The 21,408-nt window shown below is 65.3% G+C and carries 17 protein-coding genes and 1 pseudogene; 5 read left to right on the top strand and 13 right to left on the bottom strand.

All coding sequences use genetic code 11. From position 1 onward, the window contains the following. Positions 1–41: 41 nt before the first annotated feature. Both QFZ91_RS34625 and QFZ91_RS34630 read left to right on the top strand, forming a co-directional pair. Entirely contained in the window at positions 42–1,190 is a 1,149-nt protein-coding gene (locus tag QFZ91_RS34625; protein WP_429569978.1) for an acyltransferase family protein, read from the top strand. A gap of 86 nt (positions 1,191–1,276) precedes the next feature. After that, the gene (locus QFZ91_RS34630) at positions 1,277–1,537 is read left to right on the top strand and encodes a hypothetical protein (protein WP_429569979.1); all 261 of its coding nucleotides are present in this window, start codon (positions 1,277–1,279) and stop codon (positions 1,535–1,537) included. Between the two features lie 16 nt (positions 1,538–1,553). On the opposite strand, the gene QFZ91_RS34635 is transcribed toward QFZ91_RS34630, so the two are convergent. From QFZ91_RS34635 to QFZ91_RS34665, 7 genes and pseudogenes are all read right to left on the bottom strand, one after another. Next, on the bottom strand, positions 1,554–3,452 hold the full coding sequence (locus tag QFZ91_RS34635; RefSeq protein WP_429569980.1) for an ATP-dependent metallopeptidase FtsH/Yme1/Tma family protein: 1,899 nt from the start codon (positions 3,450–3,452) through the stop codon (positions 1,554–1,556). Between the two features lie 677 nt (positions 3,453–4,129). After that, positions 4,130–4,372 carry a hypothetical protein gene (locus tag QFZ91_RS34640; protein WP_176120688.1) on the bottom strand — a complete coding sequence of 81 codons (243 nt, stop codon included), beginning with the start codon at positions 4,370–4,372 and terminating at the stop codon, positions 4,130–4,132. A gap of 294 nt (positions 4,373–4,666) precedes the next feature. After that, positions 4,667–5,521, bottom strand: coding sequence for an IclR family transcriptional regulator (locus QFZ91_RS34645; RefSeq protein WP_429569981.1), 855 nt, complete (start codon positions 5,519–5,521; stop codon positions 4,667–4,669). A gap of 275 nt (positions 5,522–5,796) precedes the next feature. After that, positions 5,797–6,648 (bottom strand): sugar phosphate isomerase/epimerase family protein, encoded by an 852-nt coding sequence (locus QFZ91_RS34650; RefSeq protein ID WP_429569982.1) that lies wholly within the window; start codon positions 6,646–6,648, stop codon positions 5,797–5,799. 15 nt (positions 6,649–6,663) lie between these two features. Continuing rightward, complete coding sequence (locus QFZ91_RS34655) at positions 6,664–7,275, bottom strand: NIPSNAP family protein (protein WP_429569983.1); 612 nt, start codon at positions 7,273–7,275, stop codon at positions 6,664–6,666. Continuing rightward, positions 7,275–9,059, bottom strand: a complete 1,785-nt coding sequence (locus QFZ91_RS34660; protein WP_429569984.1) for an FAD-dependent oxidoreductase — start codon at positions 9,057–9,059, stop codon at positions 7,275–7,277. The genes QFZ91_RS34655 and QFZ91_RS34660 overlap by 1 nt, the downstream gene beginning before the upstream one ends. A 100-nt stretch (positions 9,060–9,159) precedes the next feature. Continuing rightward, positions 9,160–10,948, bottom strand: a pseudogene (locus QFZ91_RS34665) (FAD-dependent oxidoreductase). Positions 10,949–11,146: 198 nt separating this feature from the next. Here QFZ91_RS34665 and QFZ91_RS34670 point away from each other — a divergent pair. Next, entirely contained in the window at positions 11,147–11,995 is an 849-nt protein-coding gene (locus tag QFZ91_RS34670) for a shikimate dehydrogenase family protein (protein WP_429569985.1), read from the top strand. Between the two features lie 106 nt (positions 11,996–12,101). Further along, positions 12,102–12,725: an ABC transporter ATP-binding protein gene (locus QFZ91_RS34675; RefSeq protein ID WP_429569986.1), complete on the top strand. Its 624-nt coding sequence runs from the start codon at positions 12,102–12,104 to the stop codon at positions 12,723–12,725. A gap of 48 nt (positions 12,726–12,773) precedes the next feature. Here QFZ91_RS34675 and QFZ91_RS34680 read toward each other — a convergent pair whose 3' ends face one another. Next, on the bottom strand, positions 12,774–13,781 hold the full coding sequence (locus tag QFZ91_RS34680) for a zinc-dependent alcohol dehydrogenase family protein (protein ID WP_429569987.1): 1,008 nt from the start codon (positions 13,779–13,781) through the stop codon (positions 12,774–12,776). Positions 13,782–13,851: 70 nt separating this feature from the next. Beyond that, complete coding sequence (locus QFZ91_RS34685; RefSeq protein WP_429569988.1) at positions 13,852–14,166, bottom strand: antibiotic biosynthesis monooxygenase family protein; 315 nt, start codon at positions 14,164–14,166, stop codon at positions 13,852–13,854. A 190-nt stretch (positions 14,167–14,356) separates the two neighbouring features. Between QFZ91_RS34685 and copM the strand changes: the two genes are divergently transcribed. Further along, the gene (gene copM / locus QFZ91_RS34690; RefSeq protein WP_429500198.1) at positions 14,357–14,752 is read left to right on the top strand and encodes a CopM family metallochaperone; all 396 of its coding nucleotides are present in this window, start codon (positions 14,357–14,359) and stop codon (positions 14,750–14,752) included. Positions 14,753–14,765: 13 nt separating this feature from the next. Here the strand turns inward: copM and QFZ91_RS34695 are convergent, their stop codons facing one another. From QFZ91_RS34695 to prpC, 4 genes are all read right to left on the bottom strand, one after another. After that, positions 14,766–16,007, bottom strand: a complete 1,242-nt coding sequence (locus QFZ91_RS34695; protein ID WP_429569989.1) for an MFS transporter — start codon at positions 16,005–16,007, stop codon at positions 14,766–14,768. 90 nt (positions 16,008–16,097) lie between these two features. Further along, entirely contained in the window at positions 16,098–17,294 is a 1,197-nt protein-coding gene (gene prpF / locus QFZ91_RS34700) for a 2-methylaconitate cis-trans isomerase PrpF (protein WP_429569990.1), read from the bottom strand. Between the two features lie 109 nt (positions 17,295–17,403). Further along, entirely contained in the window at positions 17,404–20,001 is a 2,598-nt protein-coding gene (gene acnD / locus QFZ91_RS34705) for a Fe/S-dependent 2-methylisocitrate dehydratase AcnD (protein WP_429569991.1), read from the bottom strand. A gap of 184 nt (positions 20,002–20,185) precedes the next feature. Further along, the gene (prpC, locus tag QFZ91_RS34710; protein ID WP_429569992.1) at positions 20,186–21,355 is read right to left on the bottom strand and encodes a bifunctional 2-methylcitrate synthase/citrate synthase; all 1,170 of its coding nucleotides are present in this window, start codon (positions 21,353–21,355) and stop codon (positions 20,186–20,188) included. Positions 21,356–21,408 lie beyond the last annotated feature (53 nt).

Consider the following 21,408-nt stretch of genomic DNA (forward strand, 5'->3'; position numbering starts at 1 on the left):
GATGTTTTCGTGCTTTTCAGCCGTTTTGCGAATAGAGGTTTATGAAAAACAGAATTGCCGGATTCGATGGGCTGCGCGCGATCGCCGTGCTCATGGTGTTTCTGCAGCATCGTCTATTCGGCGGCATCGGCGAGATCGGGCATCTCGGCGTGTGGATCTTCTTCGCGCTGAGCGGCTTTCTGATCATCGGCATCCTGTCGTCGCAACGCGCGCGCATCGAATCGGGCGACAGCCGTTTCGGCGTCGAACTCGCACGCTTTCTGTTTCGTCGTACGGTGCGCATCTTTCCGATCTATTACCTGATGCTCGTCGTGATGTGCGGGTTGATGGCGTTCGGCCTCGCGAATCCGGAACTCGCGAGCGGCATGCCGTTTCACTTTGCGTATCTGTCCAACTTCTGGATCGGCTCGGTGCTGCGCTACTGGCCGGGCCGCTATTCGCACTTGTGGAGCCTCGCGATCGAGGAGCAGTTCTATCTCGTAGTTGCGCCGCTTTTGCTGCTGCTTGCCGCGCGGCGACATCGAGCGGCATGTTGGGCGATCGTGGCCCTCGGCCTTGCTGGGTTGTTCGCGATGCGTGCCGCGCATTGGGATGAGATCGCGATCTATACGCACCCGTTGAGCAATGTCTGGCTGCTCGCGTTAGGTGGTATCGGTGGCTTGATGATCGCGGACGATCGCGGCCGCGTGCATGCCTGGCTCGGTCATGGCCTGACGCTGTTCGCGCTGAGTCTCGTCGTGATCGGTTTGTGCGCGGCCGAACCGGGATGGAGCACGCTCGACGATCCGTTGCTGTTTACCTCGATCAGCGCAATGTACGGGATCGGTATCGCGGCGCTAGTGGCTTCGATTGCGTGCTGCCGCAATGCTGCCGTGATGGGTCTGCTGCAGACGCGTTGGCTCGCCGGTCTTGGGCGCATCAGTTACGGCTTTTATCTGTATCACAACCTGATCCCCGATCTGACGCGCAACCGTCACGCCGAAGCGTTGTTCGGCGGCACTGTGCCGATGTGGGCGCATATGCTTGGCATCGTCGCATCGTTTGCGATTTCGCTAGGCATCGCGTCGCTGTCGTGGCGGCTGATCGAGGCGCCGATTTTGCGGCTACGCGGATCACGCCATCGTTCGGCCTCACCATCCGGCCGCCCCTCACCTGAGGCACTGCGCGGGACCGAACCGGCCAAACGATAGAAGCGCGCCTGCTTCAAACATCCGCCACGGGACCGTGGCACGCGCCTTGCTGCCCGAGGGCTTATCTTCAGCAACTGGAGAGCATTGTGTCGAACACCGCGAACTCCCCGAGCGAGCCTGATCGCCCGGCGGACGACGATCCCGGCAGTCCACCCGCCGAGGTCTCGAAGCCCGTCGGCGATGCACTCCCCACTCCGGTCGAACCGGGCCTCGACCAGCCTCTGCCGAAAAAAGGCGACACCCCCGAACCCGACCCGAACAAATCCGGCCCAGGGGGCGGCGACCCGTCAGGTGATACCGATGCGCCGCCGGGCGTGCCCGATCCGGGACCGTCCCACTTCGCGTAGCGCTTCGAAGCGACCGTCAAGCCGCGGCGGGCTCATGCACGATCTTCAACGTGCTCTTGTGCTCGGCAATGAGCCGATAGACGGTATCGCCGGGCACGGTCTCATGCTCGAGCAACTGCTCTGAAATGTCGCGCAGTACCGGTTCGTACGCGTGCAACAGCCCGTAGCAAAGTTCGTTGAGCTCCCTGAGCAGCACGTTCGCATGCTCGATTGCGCTCTTCATTTGCAGGCCCGCGTACTGCGACGGCAGCGCCGCGAGACTGAACAGATCGCCGTCGCTGTTGAAGCCGAACTTCGACACCATGTCGAGGCTGATACGCGAGGCCTCCTGCAAGTCCGATGCGGCGCCGCTCGATGCTTCGGAGAACATCAGAATCTCCGCGTTGCGTCCGCCGAGCAGAACCTGGATTTCATTGCGGATCTCCGTTTCGCGGTACAGGTGCTTGTCCTGCGCTTTCGTGATCAGCGCGACGCCGAGCGCGCCGCCGCGCGGCAGGATCGTCACCTCCTCGAGCACGCCGGTGCCCAGCAGCGCGGCGACCAGACCGTGACCCGCCTCATGCACCGCGATGCGCTTGCGCTCGTCCTCGGTGAGCGCGCGCTCGGCGCCGCTCACGTCGCCGATGCGCGCGATCTTGATCGCTTCCATGAAGTGCTTCGCGGCGATTTCGTTATCGCCCGCCTTGCGCGCGATCAGCCCCGCCTGATTCACGACCATCGCGACGGTGGCCGGCGACAGTCCAGTCGTCAAACGCGCGAGCTGGTCGTAGTCGATATCCGCCGCTTTCGACTTCAGCCGCTGCGCGTAGAAACGGAAAATCTTCGCGCGGTCTTCGCGGTCCGGCAGACGCACCTGCACCGTGCGATCGAAACGGCCGGGGCGGCGCAACGCTTCGTCGAGATTGTCGGGATGGTTGGTCGCGGCCACCACGATCACGCCCTCGTTCGATTCGAAGCCGTCCATCTCCGCGAGCAACTGGTTGATGATCCGGTTGCTTTCCGCCTCGACCGGGCCACCGCCGGTGTCGGTGCGTTTCGCGAGACCGTCCGCTTCGTCGATGAAGATGACCGTCGGCGCGTTCTTGCGCGCGAGTTCGAACAGGTGCCGCACCTTCTGAATACCGACGCCGTAGTACTTCGCGCTGAAATAGCTGCCGGTGATCGAAATGAAGTTCGCGCCGCATTCGCCGGCCAGCGCCTGAGCGAGCCGCGTCTTGCCGACGCCGGGCGCGCCGACCATCAGGATGCCGCACGGCGCGCGCACGCCCAGCGACGAGAACTGCTTCGGATCGGACAGGTAACCGCGAATGTCGGCGAGCGCGGCCTTCGCTTCGTTCGCGCCGATCACGTCGTCGAAACGCAGCGTTGGCGTTTCGCTGAGCAGCGTCGCGCCGCCCTTCATCTCGCGCCGCATGAACCACGCCATGCCGCCGATCAGCGCGAGCGGCAGCAATACGCTCAGCACGTCGCGCAACTGCTCGAACAGTTGCGTCCAGCGCGCGCCATCGCTGTGGATGTCGACGTCGGGCAGCCACACGAGCTGATACGCGGCGGCGTCGGAGCGCTCGCCGAGCAGCAGCGCGTGCGAGAAGGTGGCGTTGTGATCGGTGACGAAGTACTTCGAGCCGTCGCGCAGCGACACCAGAATCGCGTCGGGACTCACGCCGATCGCCGCGACGTTCGCATCGTGAATGTCGCGCAGCATCGTCGACGCGTCCTTCTCCTGATGCGTCCACGCGGATGCATCGTGACGCATCTGGCTCGCAATGCCGTTCAGCGCCGGGGCCTGCGGCACGGCGCGATGCTGGACACACCAGCCGCCCCAACCGACCAGCACCGCGATCAGCACCGCCACAGCGCCCAACGCAATTTTGCGTGCGCGCTTTTTCCTAAGCGAATTATTTCCCGGCTTCATGAGTCATTTCCAAAATGAGGACTTGAACAAGCCCTTACTGAATCAAGCTGTCTGTCAAAATTACCTGTCGAAAGCGCAAGGTGGAGTCTGCGGAAAATCGGCTGAGGCGAAGCGCCACACGGGCGCGTGGCTTAAAGGACAATCCAGAAGGACGACGAGAAGTGCGTCCCGGTGAGCCGCGGTTGCCGAAGGCAGTATGCCCAGGTTACGCGTCTGTCAAATTCGCGGAAAAGGCCTATTTGTACCGTCTATCCGGCCGTCGACACGCCGGAAGGGGAATGCGGTGAGCGCGCGAAAGGCGTCGCCGCATTGGCTCCGGCGCACAGTTTATCAGTGTAAAAAGCGGCGCGTGTTTTCAATGTCTATATCTAACCGCACCCCAATTAAGATCAGTCAGAATTACTGGGAAAACCGCGATTTAGAAAGACATAATTGATCTGAAAAAATAGCTCGCGATTAAGTCAGGATTTTGAAATCCGGCGGCCACATCGGGCGGATGCGCGACGGGCCTCTGCGGGCCCGTTCGCGTCATCGCCGCTTTTCTCTCAGGTTCTGCTTTTTTGACGTCGGCGCCGAGCGGCGCCGACGGTACTCTCCTCCACTGCACTACTTCGGTCCTCGCGGACCACCCCGACATCTCAGGCCGCCGTGCGCCGTGCGCCGCTGGCCTGCGCCTGCTAGCGCAACATGCCGCGCAGCTTCGCAATGCGCGAGCGCTGGCTCTCGACAAGATGATGCGTATCCTCGAGCGCGCGGATGCGCCGCTCCCAATAGACGTGGTCGAGTTCACCGGATTGCGTCGCGCGCTTGCGCGTCGCGTAGCCGAGCACACTCTCGAGATGCTGCAAATGGCTATCCGCGAACCTTGCCGGTAGCCGCCCGCCGCGTTGCGCGGCTGTTTGCCTGCTCGTAAGGCTCATCTTCGCTCCCACCGCGTCCTGCCTGCTGGCCCGATGACCTCGCCGCATCGATCGCTCAAACCGAAAGCAATCTGCAATCTACGCGTGTGACGTTAGCGCAGTTTTGGGGCACGGCTTGACCGTGCGTCTCAAAATTGGGCGCTTGCGTCAGAAATGCCGACTGGTACGGCCGTTTTGCATGCGCAAACGGCTCGGCGCACGGGATTGCCCGGCTGCGCGAAGCGGCGGACGAGCTGGTGCGCTGCCCGCTGCTTCAGATCGTGGAACTCGCGAATGGATTCGGATGGGCAGCGCTCAGGCCGCGCGCGGCCGGCCCTTGCGCTTCGGCTCGACCGGCCGCACGACCGCCACTGGCCGCGCGACGCGCGGCGTGCGCTTGAAATACGGCGAGCTGAGCGTGGCGGCGCTCATGTCCGACGCGGCTTCGAGCAGCGCCGGCGCGAGTTCTTTCAGCCGCGCGTCCGGCAGGCGGCTCGTCGGCCCCGCGAGGCTGACGGTGCCGACCACCAGCCCGGTCACCGGATGGCGGATCGCGGCCGCCATCGACGTCATGCCCGCCTCGTAGGTTTCGCTCGCGATGCCGTAGCCGCGCTTGCGCGCGCCGGCCAGGTCCTGCAGAAACTGCTGGATCGTCTTCGGCGCCTTCGGCCCGCGCGGGCCCGCCTTGCCGATGCCGCCCTGGCGCGACACGAGTTCGAGCGCTTCCTCGTCGCTCATGGTCGCGAGCCACGCCTGGCCGCTCGCGGTGCAATGCAGCGGCGGACTGCTGCCCATGTCCGGGTCGTAGCGCAGCCCGGAGCGCGCGCCCTGCGCCTTGCCGACGAACGTAATGTGATCGTCCTCGATCACGCCCAGACGCGCGAGTTCGCCCGACGCGTTCGCGAGCCGATCCAGCACGGGCTGCGAAATATCGAGCACGCCAGCCGTGGACAGCCACATCAGCCCGAGCGACACCAGCTTCAGCGCAAGCACGTACTCGCCGTGCTCATCCTGACGCACGTAGCCTTCGTCGCTCAGCTCCGCGAGCAGCCGATGCGTGCCGCTGCGCGGGATGTTCAGCGTGTCGGCGATCGCGGCCAGCTGCATGCTGCCGCCCTGCTTCGCCAGCAATTCGATGATGGCCAGCGCCCGCTCGAGATTCCCTGCCATGATCCACTCTCATTCGATTCGAATCGCACATGAGAACATGATTCCACATTGGAATTCAAGGGCACGGCGGGCGCCGGTTCCGGCGCGCCCAATGCCTGATGCCGCGCTCACGCGCAGCAGCGGCCCGCCATGCCGCGGCGCCTTGCTCGAAGGTTCCATGCCTGCTGTCTCCAGATCTTTTATCGTGATCGATTGGCCGAGCCGGTCACTCGCGCCTCTTTGGCGCGCGCTTTCGTGAAGGACCAGCCGGGGGTGAACTGCGGTTTGCGGTTACATCATGACGTGATCGATGACGGCGTCGCCGCATAAGTCCGTTCGAGCAGAGCGAGTGTCGCCTCGCGCAGCCTGCGTGCGCGTTCGAGCGCGGAGGCGGCTTTCGCCCATTGCTGCATCGGCACTTCGAGGCTGATCGGCAGATCGTCGGGCAGCGCGCGCAGAATGCCGGCGAGATCGAGGCCGCCCTCGCCCGGAATCATGCGCTCGCAACGTGCCTGATGCAGCAACGTGTCGAGATCGGCCGGCCGTTCGGCCGGCGCGTCGCAGAACTGCACATAGCCGAAGTACTCGCGCGGCAACGCGCGCAACGTATCCGTCGGCGTCCCCGCGCGATCGAAGTGGATCGGATCGACGATCAGCCCGGTATTGGGTCGCGCGGCCGCCTTCACGATGCGCGCACCTTGCGTGACGTCCTTCACGTCGGTCCACGGCATCGGTTCGAGCGACGGCGCGAGGCCGCGCGGTTCGGCCAGCTCGCACAACCGCGCAAGCCGCTCGGCGGTGCGCGCTTCGTCGGGATCGTTGCCCGCGACCAGCACGTAGCGTGCGCCGAGTTCGGCGGCGGTGTCGAGCATCGGCAGAAACGCGTTTACGTCGGTGTCGGGCTTCAGGCGCAGAATTTCGACGTCGAGCACCTTGACGCCGGTGTCGCGTACACGCGCGAGCGTTTCGCGCTTCAATGCGCCCGGGCTAATGATGTCGTGGCGCACTTCGTGATCGGTGGCGGGCACGAGGCGCAGGCCGACGCAGTCGTAGCCGGCCTGCGCGGCGCACTCGACCATCTGCGGCGGGCTCAGTTCGAGCACGGTCAACGCGGACAGCGACAGCTCGCGCGAGTTGGGCGGGGTCATGTCGTTTCCTCGAGTTCAGCGCAGCGGCGAGAACGGCGCCGGCACGCAGATCGTCGACTCCATCGTCGTCAGATGGGCCGGGCCGCCCTTCGGCGGCCAGATGCCGTCTTTCACCGCTTCGGCGCGAATCCGCGAACGTTCGTCGACGCTCGCATACGGCCAGATGTTCAGGAAGCGCGGCACGGCGCCATCGAGCGCATACATCGCGCCGACGAGCGGCGAGCGCCGCGCTCGCTCGGGCACCGCCTTTTCCCATGCGTCGATCGTGTGCTGCAAGCTCGCGAGCTTGATGCCGTACACGCGCATCTCGTAGATGCCGCCATGCACAGCCGGCTCGATCGGCGGCAGAAAGGGGAACAGCGCATAGCTGTCGATCTTCACGTCGGTGATGAATTCGCCGCAGCCGAACGGATCGCCTTCGAGCAGCATACGCTTGCGCCCGGCGATCAGCGACGCTTCGGAATCGAAGCCGCGCAGCACCAGCACCTGCCCGAGCGTGCCGATATCGGAGTACCAGCAGCCGAGCAGCTTCGAGCCCGGTGCGTCGCCGTGGGCCTGGATGTTTTCGAACACCTGTGCGTTGGCGCCGATCTTGACGGTGAGCGTAACGAGGTCGTAGAGAGTCATCAGATGCGTCCTTGTGACGGGATGGAGGAATTCGGAGTGGGTTCGGTGCGCGCGGCACGGGCCGTACCATCGGCCTGCGCCGCGCCGGCGAGCGACAGCCCCGCCAGATACCCGAAAGTCATCGCGGGTCCGAGCGTGATGCCGCCGCTTGGATAGCAGCCGCCCATCATGCTCGCGCTGTCGTTGCCGACCGCGTACAGACCCGGCACCGGCTGGCCTGCGTCGTCGAGCACGCGCGCGGCGGCATCGGTCGCGAGACCGGCGAACGTGCCGAGGCTGCCGGGCAGCAGCTTCACCGCATAGAACGGACCGCGTTCGAGCGGCGCGTTGCAGGGGTTCGGCTCGTGGCGTACATCGCCCTGCACGCGGTTGTATGGCGTCGAGCCTTTGTGAAACTGCGGATCGAAGCCGTCTTTCGCGTAGCTGTTGTAGGCGGCGACCGTCGTTTGAAGTCCTTGGGGATCGATGCCGCACTGGCTTGCGAGTTCGGCGAGGCTGTGCGCGCGCCGCAGATAACCGGAGCGGCGATATGGCGCGGTCGGGAATGGAAACGGCTTCGAAAAGCCGAGCCCGTAACGGCGCTGGAAGCGGTGATCGCAGATCAGCCATGCGCAGACTTCCTCGCCCTTTGGCGTCGTGCCTATCAGCGCATTAATGAAGTCGTGATACGACGACGCCTCGTTGACGAAGCGCCGACCCGCGCGCGTGACCGCGATCACGCCCGGCTTCGCGCGCTCGATCAGATGCGGAAACGCGACGGCCTCGCCGCTCTTGCGCGGCACCAGCGACACCGGTGCCCACGCCGCCGGCGTTTCCAGCGATGCGTCGAAATGCGCGCCGACCGCTTCGCCGAGACGAATGCCGTCGCCGGTATTGGTCAGTGGTGCGGCGGACCAGTGCTCGCGACCCGACGGCGTATAAGCGAAGGTTTGCGCGCGCCGCGCGACGTCATGCGGATAACCGCCGCATGCGAGCACGACGCCGCGCGCGGCGCGCACCTCGTGAGCGACACCGTCGATCTCGACGCGCGCTCCAGTGACGCGCCCGCCCCCGGCTCCGCCTTCGCGCAGCAAAGCAACCGCTTTCGCGTTGGTACGCAAATCGACCGCGCGGTCATGCGCCGATTTCAGCAGACGCGCGACCAGCGCATTGCCGTTGACCAGATGCATCGAGCGGCCATAGCGCAACCTGTCTCTCGCGAACGCGGCGAGCCGGCGCAGCACATGCACGGCCGAACGCGGCGAGCGCGTCGCATTGAAGAAATGCGCGAGGTCCTGGCCCGACGCGATCGCCATGCCCTTCAGCGTCACCACATCGAGCGGGGGACGCAAGCGCTCGATCAGCGAACCGAGCTCGCGGCCATCGAACGGCATCGCGCAGACGGATCGGCCACCTGTCATTGCACCCGGCGTCGTATGAAAGTCGGGAATACGATTGCCGTCGATAAAACGCACCGCCGTCTCGCGCTCGAAAAACTCGATCATTTCCGGACCGCGATCGAGCAGCGCGTCGACCTTGTCGGGGTCATAGTGGGCGCCGAGTTCGTTGCGCAGATAGGTGCGCGATGCTTCGGATTCTTCGACGATGCCCGCGCGCGTCGCGAGCGGATTGCGCGGAATCCACATCCAGCCGCCCGACCATGCGCTCGTGCCGCCGAACACGTCGGCCTTCTCGGCCACCATCACGCGCAGACGTTGCGTGGCTGCCGTCACCGCGGCAGACAGTCCCGCCGCGCCGGAACCCAGCACCAGTACATCGCATTCGAGGATCGGTTCGCGCTTCATCGCCATTCGCTTCGTCGGTTGGGAAAATTCCGTGATGCTGCATTTGTTGAATACTATTCCACTTTTTAATCGGGTTCGAACCATGCGTGCCCCCGGTTCGTCAGACGATCTTTTCGTTGGCGGTCTCAGTCGTGCCGCGCGCAACGAACGACGCCGCATCGCCTCGCGCGGCTTTGGCGCGCATCGCCGCATCGCGCGCCGCCAGATACGCGAACGCGAGCCCCGGTCCAAGCGTGATGCCGGGTGCCGGGTAGACACCGCCCATCACCGATTGCAGGTCGTTGCCGCACGCGTACAGGCCGCCGATCGGATGATCGTCGCGATTCAGCACGCGAGCCTTGTCGTCGCCGACGAGGCCGGTCGCGGCGCCGATATCGCCGGGATAAAGCCGCACCGCGTAAAACGGCGCGCGCACGATCGGGCCGAGGCACGGATTCGGGCCGGGCCAGTTCGCGTCGCCGTTGGCGCGCTGATAGTCGGTCGTGCCGCGCTGGAATTCCTGGTCGACGCCGGTTTTCGCGTAGTCGTTGATCCGCGCGACGCTGTCGGCGAGACCGGCCGCGTCGATGCCGAGCTTGGCAGCGAGTTCGTCGAGCGTCGCGGCTTGCGTCAGATAGCCGTCCGCGAGAAACGGCGCGAGGCCCTTGCCGCCCGGCCGCACCATGCCGAGACCGTATTTGCACAGGCCGTCCGCGTCGGTGACGAGGTAGGCAGGCACCGATGGGGTCTTGCGATGTGCTTTCTGCATCGCGATGCCGAACAGGTGATACGACGTGTTTTCGTTCAGGAAGCGCCGCCCCTGCTGATTGACGACGATCATGCCGGGCTTGCCGCGATCCATGATGAAGTGCGGGAACACCGCGGTCGTGCCGTCCGCGCGCTGGCGTATCGACACCGGCGCCCAGAACGCGTTGCTGAGCGCGCCCTCGCCGTAGCGCGCGCGCGCCGCGAGCGCGAGATCCTGCGCGCTGCCGGTATGGCCCGGCGCACCCGGGCACCACGCGAGGTCCGCCCCCGGCAGCATCGCGCGGCGCCTTTGCGGATGCCGGTTGAAGCCGCCGCTCGCGAGAATCACGCCACCTGTGACCGAGATTTGCCGGCGCTGCCCGTTCTGACTCAGCGTGATGCCGTCGATCGCGCCGGACGCGTTCGTGCGCAACGCTTCGAGCTTCGTGCTCACGAGCACTGTGACGTCGCGCGCGAGCAGCGAAGAGAGCAGCCGGCCGATCAGTGCATTGCCCATCACGAGACGCGTGCCGCGCGGCCAGCTGATGCGGTCGCGCGCATGCCGTACAAGCAGTTTCACAGCGTGGCGCAGCGACCGGAACGACTTCGTCATATTCAGCAAATGCCCGACGTCGTCGCGATCGACCATCATGCCGCCGAGCACCGTGAACTCGGGGATCGGCGGACGGATCAGCGCGAAGTGACGGCCGAGCTTGCGGCCGTCGAACGCGAGCGGTTCGAGCGCGCGACCGCGCAGCGTCGAGCCTTCGAGCTCCGACAGATAGTCCGGATGAAACGGCCGCGCCCGATACTTGACGTCCGAATTCGCCTCGATATGCGCGACCGCCTGCGGCCCCGCCTGCAGGAACGCACGACGCAACGCTTCGCTGCTGCGCTCGCCGACCGCGCGGCGTAAAAAGCCCTCGGCGTTGGCGCTGCTGTCGTCGGGATTGATCGACGGGCCGTGCGGCGAATTCGGTATCCAGGTGGTGCCGGCCGAGTACGCGGTCGTTCCGCCCACGTATTCGGTGCTTTCGACCCAGCAGCACGCGCGCGCCGTCGATCGCCGCGAACAGAGCCGCCGACATGCCCGCCCCTCCCGCGCCGATCACCGCGACGTCGAAGGCTTCGTTCTGCTGCAAATCGCTCAATGTCTCCCCCATCTGCTGCTCCTTGTGTGCTCGTCGTTGCATCCAGCCGCAGCGGCGGTTCCTGATTCTTCGCAATATCTAGAATTTGCTTTGTTATTGGAATACTATTCCAGTATTGAGAAAAAGCAAAGAACCCACTCGACAACTGCAACACATCGAACCCCGCATCGGGCACGATGCGAACGGGCACCCATCTCAGGAGATTCGACTATGCAGCAGGCTGGAAACTCTTCGTTCGCGGCGTCGCTCGACGCGGGTCTGAGCGGCGCGACGCGCGTGTATTTCATCGTCGGCGATCCGATTGCGCAGGTGCGTTCGCCGTCCGGTGTGACCGCCGCGTTGCGTTCGGCCGGCCGGGATGCGCTGGTGGTGCCCGCGCACGTCGCGCCCGCCGATCTGCCCGCGTTTTTCGCGGGCATCGCGCCGATGCGCAATGTCGACGGCGTGATCATCACGGTGCCGCACAAATTCAGCGCCGCCAGCTATTGCGCGACGCTCGCCGAAGAAGCCGCGTTCCTCGGCGCGGTCAACACACTGCGCCGCAACGCCGACGGCGGCTGGCATGGCGGCATGTTCGACGGCACCGGCTTCGTCGCGGCGCTCGTCGCCGCGGGCTGCGAGTTGCAGGGCAAACGCGCGCTGCTGATCGGCGCGGGCGGCGCGGGCTCGGCGATCGGCCATGCGCTGATTCGGAGCGGCGTCGGCTCGCTCGACGTGCGCGACAACGACGTCGAACGCACCGGGTCGCTGACCGCGCGGCTCAATGCGCTCGGCCGCGGCACGGCACGTGGCGCGGCGGCCGAACTGGAATTGACCAGGTACGACGTGGTCGTCAACGCGTCGCCGCTCGGCATGCGCGCGGGCGATCCGTTGCCGATCGACGTCGCGCGCTTGCCGGCCACGACTTTCGTCGGCGATGTCGTCACGAAGCCGCCGCTCACGCCGCTGATCGACGCGGCACGCGCGCGCGGCTGCCCGACCGTGACGGGCACACAGATGTTCGAACGCGTATGCGATCGGATGGTGGAGTTCTTGCTGGAGACATCGCCGGCTGCGTAACGGCGCAAAAGAAGCAGGCGCGCGCTGCTACACTGGCGCGAAATTACCCGCACGAAATGCGGCGCAATCCTGCACCGCGTTCACATCGCCCTTTGCGCGCCAACCCATGCTTCGATTCGACAACCTCAGCAAGCGCTACAGCGACCGAGTCCTGTTCGAAGGACTGCACTTCGACACGACGTCCGGCTGCGTCGCGTTAAACGATGAATCCGGCAGCGGCAAATCGACGTTGCTCGCCATCCTCGCCGGCGCGCTCGAAGCCGATAGCGGCGACGTATGGATCGGCGGCCATTCGCTGCGTACCGCGCCGCATGCCGCGCAAGCGCTGCTCACGTACGTGCCGGAAGACAGCATGAGCTGGCCCGATCAGACCGGCCGCGATTATCTGCGGCAGATCGCGTCGGCGCGACACACCGCGCTGACCGACGACGTGCTCGCGCTCGCCGAACGCTTCGGCCTCGCGCCGCATCTGGACAAACGCTTCGAGCAGATGTCGTATGGCAGCCGCAAAAAGGTGTTTCTGACGGCGGCCGCGCTCGGCGACACCCGAGTGCTGATCGCCGACGAACCTGCCGGCGGACTTGACGCGTCCGCGCGCACGGTGCTCGCGGAACTGTTCAGAACGCTCGGCACGACGCGCACGGTGTTTTTCACGAGTTACGACGAAGGGTTCACGCAGGCCTGCGAGGCGACGCGAGTCTGTTTCGCGGACCTCGCGAGGCACTCTTGAGCTAGAACGGTCGCGCGCCATGCCCGGCGGCGCGCGAGCATTCCATCCTCAGATCGCCACGCAAATCTTGCCGAAGTGCGCACCCGATGCCTCGTGCCGGAACGCGTCGGCGAGCTTGTCCAGCTCGAACGTGCTGTCGATCACCGGTTTGATGCCGGTTGTCTCCAGCGCGCGCACCATGTCGATCTGATCCTGCCGGCTGCCGACGATCAGCCCTTGCAGACGCTGTTGCCGCGCCATCAGTTGCGCGGTCGGCACCGGACCCGAGCGGCCGGTCAGCACGCCGATCAATGCGATATGCCCGCCGATGCGGCATGCGGTGATCGACTGCGGAAGCGTGCCTGGACCGCCCACTTCGATCACGTGATCGACGCCGCGCCCGTTGGTGATGTGACGCACCTCTTTGCCCCACTCGGGATTGTCGCGATAGTTAATCGTATGGTCGGCACCGAGTTCGCGCAGCTTCGCGAGCTTCGCATTCGACGACGACGTTGCGATCACCGAAGCTCCCATCGCCTTGGCCATCTGCAAGCCGAATATCGACACGCCGCCGGTGCCGAGCACCAGCACACTGCTGCCCGCCTTCAACTGACCATCGACGACCAGCGCGCGCCACGCGGTCAGCCCCGCCGTGGTCAGCGTCGCCGCTTCGGCGTGACTATAGCCGGCCGGCGCGTGCGTGAAGTAGTGGCTCGGCAGCACGACGGCTTCGCGCGCGTAACCGTCGATGCCGTCGCCAGGGGTGGTCGAAAAATCGCCGACTGCGGGCGAGCCGTTTTCCCAGTGCGGGAAGAAACACGACACGACATGATCGCCGGGCTTGAACTCACGCACGCCCGCGCCGACCGCTTCGACGACGCCTGCGCCATCGGCCATCGGAATGCGGCCCGCTTCGGCCGGCAGATTGCCGCTGACGACGCCGTAGTCGTGGTAGTTCAACGAGCTCGCGCGAATGCGCACGCGAATCTGCCCGGCCCCGGGCTGACCGGGATCGGGCAGATCGACGACCTGCAGGCTATCGACGGTGGCGGGCGAACCGATTCTGACGGCTTTCATGTTTTTCGTTCCTCGATGAGTGATGCGTGATAGGTGTCGGACGCGCATGCGCCATGCCCGCGACGCTGCGCTATTTGACGGTCTGGATGACCTCGAAGCCTTCGAATTCCGGGTGGCCGAGATACAGTATGCGGCTTTCGTTACCGGCACTGCGATGCGCGGCGCGAAACGCGTCGGACCTGGTCCATGCCTCGAACGACGCCAGGTCGCGCCAGATCGTATGGCTCGAATAGAGCACGTGATCGTCCTTGCGCGGTCCCTTCAGCAAATGGAATTCCACGAAGCCCGGCACCTCTTTCAGATGGGTGTCGCGCGTGGTCCACAGATGCTCGAAGGCGTCCTCGGAGCCCGGCGCCACTTTGAAGCGGTTCATCGCGATGTACATACGGTCAGCCTCGTCGAGTGAGTGATGCTGCCAATGATGCTGGATTGGTGATCCGGTGACATTTCATTATAGGCGTGCATTGCTTTACCTTCGCTTGACCTTACCAGGGTGGGAAGCCCCACGATGTCCGACGTGACCGTTAGAATCGCGCGGATCACGTCGCCACTCTCTTCAACAACGGAAATCGAATATGAAAAACCTTCGCGCGGCGCGCGCTCTCTGTGTGTTCGGCGGTTTGGCATTCGCGGCGGCGGCTCTGCCCGCTCACGCGCAACATCAGGGCATGCCCGGCATGAATATGCAGGATTCGGCGCATGCGGACGCGGGCGCATCGACGCAAGCCTTCAAGGCCGCCGATGATCGCATGATGCATGACATGAGCGCCCCCGAATACACCGGCGACGCGGATCGGGATTTCGTCGCGCACATGATTCCGCATCACCAGGGCGCGATCGAGATGGCGCAGGCGGAGTTGAAATACGGCAAGGACCCAGAGATCAAGAAACTCGCGCGCGACATCATCAAGGCGCAGCACGACGAGATCGCGTTCATGCGGCGCTGGCAGGAAAAGCACGGCGGCAAGTAACGCGCCGCGAGCGTCACCAGCGTGGGTGCTTGCGCAGCAGCGGCGACATCGCGATCAGACCGATGATCGGCCCCGGCAGCAGCAGCCACGCGACGCGCACGTCGAGCGCGTGAAACACGCTCGTCGACCACAGGATCGAGCATGCGGACAGGAAAAAGCCGAAGCTGTTCTGCAGCGTCAGCGCGCCGCCGATCTTGTCGGCGGGACAGGCCTTCACGGACAGCGCAGAAAACTGCGGCGAATCGGCGATCACGCTGATGCCCCACACGAGTAGCAGCGCAAGCTGCGCGGCGGTGCCGAGCCCGGTGGTCAGCGGATAAATCGCGCACAGCGTGCCCGATATCGATAGTGCAAGCGCGGCGGTGCGCGCGCTGCCGACCGCCTGGCTGAGCCTGCCCCCGAACAGGCAGCCGAGCGCGCCGATCGCGATGATCAGGAACGACCACAAGGCGACGGTGCCCGGTGCCGCCGGCGCGCCGCTCGCGAACGCGCGCTGCACGAGCAGAGGCGTCAGCGTCCAGAACGCGTACAACTCCCACATGTGACCGAAATAGCCGAGCGCGGCCGAGCGAAACTCGCTGATGCGCACGACCTGTCCAACGCCCGCCGACAGACCGAAGCGCCGGTTGCCCGCGCGCCGCGCGTGCGGTCCCTCGCCGAGCACGAACACCAGCAGCGCGCCGATCACCGCGAGCCCCGACGAGGTGAGCACCACGGTTTGCCACGGCACGCCCGACAGCAACGCACGAATCGCATGCACCGACGCCGTGCCGAGCGTCAGCATCGCGACGAGCAACGCAAGCGTCTGCGCGGCGCGGCGCGGGTCCCACGTCACGAGCAGTTTCATGCCGAGCGGATAGATGCCCGCGAGCGCGACGCCCACGCCGAAGCGAAACACGAGCGCCGACGCGAGGCCGCTGCTGCACAGCGCGAATAGCGCATTCAGGGTCGCGCCGAGCACGCCGCAGACGGCGAACACCTTGCTCGCCGACAGGCGATCCGCGAGTCCGGTGGTCGCCGACAGCAAGGTCCCGACGATAAAGCCGGCCTGCACCGCATTCGTCAGCCAGCCGATACCGGACGCGCTCAATTGCCACGCGATCTGCAAATCGCCCATCGCGCCGTTCGCGCTGAACCACAAGGAGGTGCCGAGCAATTGCGCAATCGCGATCACGAGCACCGCGCGTTTGGCACGCGCGTTATCGCGCGCCGCGCCGGCGGAATTCGTTGCGTCGGCGTCCAGCCTGTTCTGCATCGTGCCTCCTCTGCGTCGGGTCTGAGCCGGCCGCTGGGAGTCGTTTTGGGAGCGGCCGTCTCGAGCGGCCATTGTAGATGACGCGTCGGTTCACAGCGGCGGATGCGACGGCTGCGGCACCCGCACCCAACCCTCCATCAACACGCGCGCGCTGCGGCTCATCATCGCCTTCGTGACGACCCACTCGCCGTCCTTCAGGCTCGCCTGTGCGCCGACGCGCAACGTGCCCGATGGATGCCCGAAGCGCACCGACTCGCGCTCGCCGCCGCCCGCCGCCTGGTTGACGAGCGTGCCGGCGATCGCCGCCGCAGTGCCGATCGCGACCGCCGCCGTGCCCATCATCGCGTGATGCAGCTTGCCCATCGACATCGCGCGCACCAGCAGATCGACGTCGCCCGCGCGCACCGGCTTGCCGCTCGACGCCACGTAGTCGACCGGCTTAGCGACGAACGCGATCTTCGGCGTGTGCTGGCGCGTCGCGATCTCGTCGAGATTCTTGATGAGCCCCATGCGCAACGCACCGTGCGCGCGGATCGTCTCGAACATCGCGAGCGCCTTCGCATCGCTATTGATCGCGTCCTGCAACTCGGTGCCCTTGTAGCCGATCGCTTCGGCGTCGACGAAAATCGTCGGGATGCCCGCGTTGATCATCGTCGCCTTCAGCGTGCCGACGCCGGGCACTTCCAGGTCGTCGACGAGGTTGCCGGTCGGAAACATCGCGCCGCCCGCGCCTTCTTCGTCGGCGGCCGGGTCCATGAATTCGAGCGGCACTTCGGCGGCCGGGAAGGTCACGCCGTCGAGCTCGAAGTCACCGGTTTCCTGCACCGCGCCATCGGTCATCGGCACATGCGCGATGATCGTCTTGCCGATATTGGCCTGCCAGATCCGCACGATCGCGACGCCGTCACGCGGCACGCGGCTCGCATCGACGAGGCCCGCGCTGATCGCGAACGGTCCCACCGCGGCCGAAAGGTTGCCGCAATTGCCGCTCCAGTCGACGAACGCCTTGTCGATCGACACCTGACCGAACAGATAGTCGACGTCGTGATCGGGCCGGCTGCTGCGCGAGATGATCACGGTCTTGCTGGTGCTCGACGTCGCGCCGCCCATCCCGTCGATCTGCTTGCCGTACGGATCGGGACTGCCGATCACGCGCATCAGCAGCGCATCGCGCGCGGCGCCCGGCCGTTGCGCGGCCTCGGGCAGATCCTGCAGACGGAAAAACACGCCCTTGCTGGTGCCGCCGCGCATGTAGGTGGCCGGAATCCTGATCTGTGGTGAGTGCATGAAAGTGTCCTGATGTGACCTGTTCTTTGATGAGGAAGGGCGATGCGGCGTATCAAGCCGCATCGCCCTCTTCTGCTGTGACGTTCAGTGCAAAACTCGCTTCAAACCATCAAGCCGCCGCCCTGGCCGACTCGAGAAAGTCCTGCGCGAAACGCTGCAGCACGCCTCCGGCTTCGTAAATCGACACTTCTTCGGCCGTATCGAGCCGGCACGTCACCGGCACTTCGACGCGCTCGCCGTTGCGGCGATGAATCACCAGCGTCAGATCGGCGCGCGGCTTGCGCTCGCCGATCACGTCGAAGGTCTCGGTGCCGTCGATGCCGAGCGTCAGGCGATTCACACCCGGCTTGAATTCGAGCGGCAACACGCCCATGCCGACGAGGTTCGTGCGGTGAATCCGCTCGAAGCCTTCCGCGACGATCGCTTCGGTGCCCGCCAGCCGCACGCCCTTCGCGGCCCAGTCGCGCGACGAACCCTGGCCGTAGTCGGCGCCCGCGATCACGATCAGCGGCTGCTTGCGCTCCATATACGTCTCGATCGCTTCCCACATGCGCGTGACCTTGCCCTCGGGCTCGATGCGCGCGAGCGAACCGGCCTTCACCCGGCCGTTCTCGATCACCATCTCGTTCTTCAGCGTCGGGTTCGCGAAGGTCGCGCGCTGCGCGGTCAGGTGATCGCCGCGGTGCGTCGCGTACGAGTTGAAGTCCTCTTCGGGCAGGCCCATCTTCGTCAGGTACTCGCCGGCCGCGCTGTCGGGCAGAATCGCGTTCGACGGCGACAGGTGGTCCGTCGTGATGTTGTCGCCGAGCACGGCCAACGCGCGCATGCCCTTGAGCGTGCGCTCGCCGGCGAGCGCGCCTTCCCAGTACGGCGGACGGCGAATGTAAGTGCTTTGCGCGCGCCAGTCGTACAGCGGGTCGGCCTTCGCGCCGGTGTCGGCGGACAGCGCGAACATCGGTTCATATACCTTGCGGAACTGCTCCGGTTTCACGCTCGCCGCGACGATCGCATCGATCTCCGCATCCGACGGCCACAGATCTTTCAGCGTGACCGCATGACCGTCCGCATCGACGCCGAGCACGTCCTTTTCGATGTCGAAGCGGATCGTGCCCACGATCGCATAAGCGACCACCAGCGGCGGCGACGCGAGAAACGCCTGCTTCGCATACGGATGGATGCGGCCGTCGAAGTTGCGGTTGCCCGACAGCACGGCGGTCGCATACAGATCGCGCTCGATCACTTCCTTCTGGATCACCGGGTCCAACGCACCGGACATGCCGTTGCACGACGTGCACGCATACGCGACCACGCCGAAGCCGAGTTGTTCGAGTTCCGGCAGCAGCCCCGCCTCTTCCAGATACAGCGTGACCGCCTTCGAGCCTGGCGCGAGCGAGCTCTTGACCCACGGCTTGCGCACGAGTCCGCGCCGGTTCGCATTGCGGGCGACGAGGCCCGCGGCGATCATGTTGCGCGGATTGTTCGTGTTGGTGCAGCTCGTAATCGCGGCGATGATCACCGCGCCGTCCGGCATCAGACCGGGCTCGTTCTCGACCTTGCCGCTGACGCCGCGCGCGGCCAGCTCCGACACCGGCAAGCGGCGATGCGGATTCGACGGCCCCGCGAGCGTGCGCACCACGGTCGACAGATCGAACTTCAGCACGCGCTCGTACTCGGCATGCTTCAGCGTATCGGCCCACAAGCCGGTGTGTTTCGCGTACGTTTCGACGAGTTTGACGAGTTCGTCGTCGCGGCCGGTCAGCTTCAGATAGCGAATGGTCTGCTCGTCGATGTAGAACATCGCGGCGGTCGCGCCGAACTCGGGCGCCATGTTCGCGATCGTCGCGCGATCGCCCAAGGTCAGGTTCGCCGCGCCTTCGCCATAGAACTCCAGGTACGCGCCGACCACCTTCTGCTTGCGCAGGAATTCGGTCAACGAGAGCACCACGTCGGTCGCGGTGATGCCCTCGCCCGGCTTGCCGCTCAGCTCCACGCCGACGATATCGGGCAGCCGCATGTACGACGCACGGCCGAGCATCACGCTCTCCGCTTCGAGGCCGCCGACGCCGATCGCGATCACGCCGAGCGCATCGACCATCGGCGTATGCGAGTCGGTGCCGACCAGCGTGTCGGGAAACGCGACGCCGTCCTTCACCTGCACGACCGGGCTCATCCGTTCGAGGTTGATCTGATGCAGGATGCCGTTGCCCGGCGGAATCACATCGACGTTGCGGAACGCGCGCTTGGTCCAGTTGATGAAGTCGAAGCGGTCTTCGTTGCGGCGGTCTTCGATCGCGCGATTCTTCGCGAACGCGTCCGGATCGAAACCGCCGCACTCGACGGCGAGCGAGTGATCGACGACCAGCTGCGTCGGCACCACCGGATTCACGAGCGACGGATCACCGCCTTGCGCGGCGATCGCATCGCGCAGACCCGCCAGATCGACGAGCGCGGTCTGGCCCAGAATGTCGTGGCACACGACGCGCGCCGGAAACCACGGAAAATCGAGCTCGCGTTTGCGTTCGATGATCTGTTTGAGCGAAGCGGTCAGCGTCGCCGGATCGCAGCGGCGCACCAGGTTTTCGGCGAGCACACGCGACGTGTAGGGCAGCTTGTCGTAGGCGCCGGCTTCGATCGCGTCGACCGCGGCACGCGTATCGAAGAAGTCGAGTTCGGTGCCCGGAAGGCGTTTGCGGTTGGCAGTATTCATGACGTAGGGACAGGACGGTTATCGGCCGCCGGACGGTGTGCCGGCGGCCTCCGGGAGCGCGTCGCTCGCGCGGCCGGACAGTCAGTGCAGGTAGTTTAGCTCGCTGCTGACGGGTTGCTGATTTGCGATTGATCGATGCTTCCAGCGGAGCGGCCGCGCGATGCGCGGCTGCTCCAGGCTCACGTCAAACGCGCTTCGCCAGCGGCACGAACGGCAGGTCGTCCGGACCGGTGTAGTTCGCGCTCGGCCGGATGATCTTGTTGTCGATGCGCTGCTCGATGATGTGCGCGCTCCAGCCGGCCGTACGCGAGATCACGAACAGCGGCGTGAACATCGCGGTCGGCACGCCCATCATGTGATACGACACCGCGCTGAACCAGTCGAGGTTCGGGAACATCTTCTTCGCTTCCCACATCACCGATTCGAGCCGCTCGGCGATCGAGAACAGCTTCATGTTGCCTGCTTCCTTCGACAGCTTCTTCGCGACTTCCTTGATGACCTTGTTGCGCGGGTCCGAGATCGTGTACACCGGATGGCCGAAGCCGATCACGACTTCCTTGTTCTCGACGCGGCGGCGGATGTCGGCTTCGGCTTCGTCGGGTGTCTGGTAGCGCGACTGGATGTCGAACGCGGCTTCGTTGGCGCCGCCGTGCTTCGGGCCGCGCAGCGCGCCGATCGCGCCGGTGATCGCCGAATACATGTCCGAGCCCGTGCCCGCGATCACGCGGCCCGTGAACGTCGACGCATTGAACTCGTGCTCCGCGTACAGGTTCAGCGACACGTGCATCGCCTCGACCCACGCCTTCGACGGCTCGACGCCATGCAGCAGATGCAGGAAATGGCCGCCGATCGAATCGTCGTCGGTTTCGACCTCGATGCGCTTGCCGTTGTGCGAGTAGTGATACCAGTACAGCAGCATCGAGCCGAGCGAGGCCATCAGCTTGTCGGCGATGTCGCGCGCGCCGGGCAGGTTGTGATCGTCCTTCTCGGGCAGCACCGTGCCGAGCACCGACACGCCGGTGCGCATCACGTCCATCGGATGCGCGGCGGCCGGAATCCATTCGAGCGCGGCCTTCACGTTGGCGGGCAGGCCGCGCATCGACTTCAGCTTGGTCTTGTAGGCGGTCAGTTCGGCCTGCGTGGGCAGCTTGCCGTGGACCAGCAGGTAAGCGATCTCCTCGAATTCGCACGCGCCTGCGATGTCGAGAATGTCGTAGCCGCGATAGTGCAGATCGTTGCCCGTCTTGCCGACCGTGCACAGCGCGGTGTTGCCCGCGGTCACGCCCGACAGCGCGACGGATTTTTTCGGCTTGAAAGCGCCTGGGTTCGGCGTGCTGTTGTCTGCTTCGCTCATTTGGATTGTCTCCGGGAAAGGATTGGAATTTGGCGCATTGCCTTGACTGGGCT

It is taken from the genome of Paraburkholderia sp. JPY419, from assembly GCF_050435705.1.
Classification (GTDB): domain Bacteria; phylum Pseudomonadota; class Gammaproteobacteria; order Burkholderiales; family Burkholderiaceae; genus Paraburkholderia; species Paraburkholderia youngii.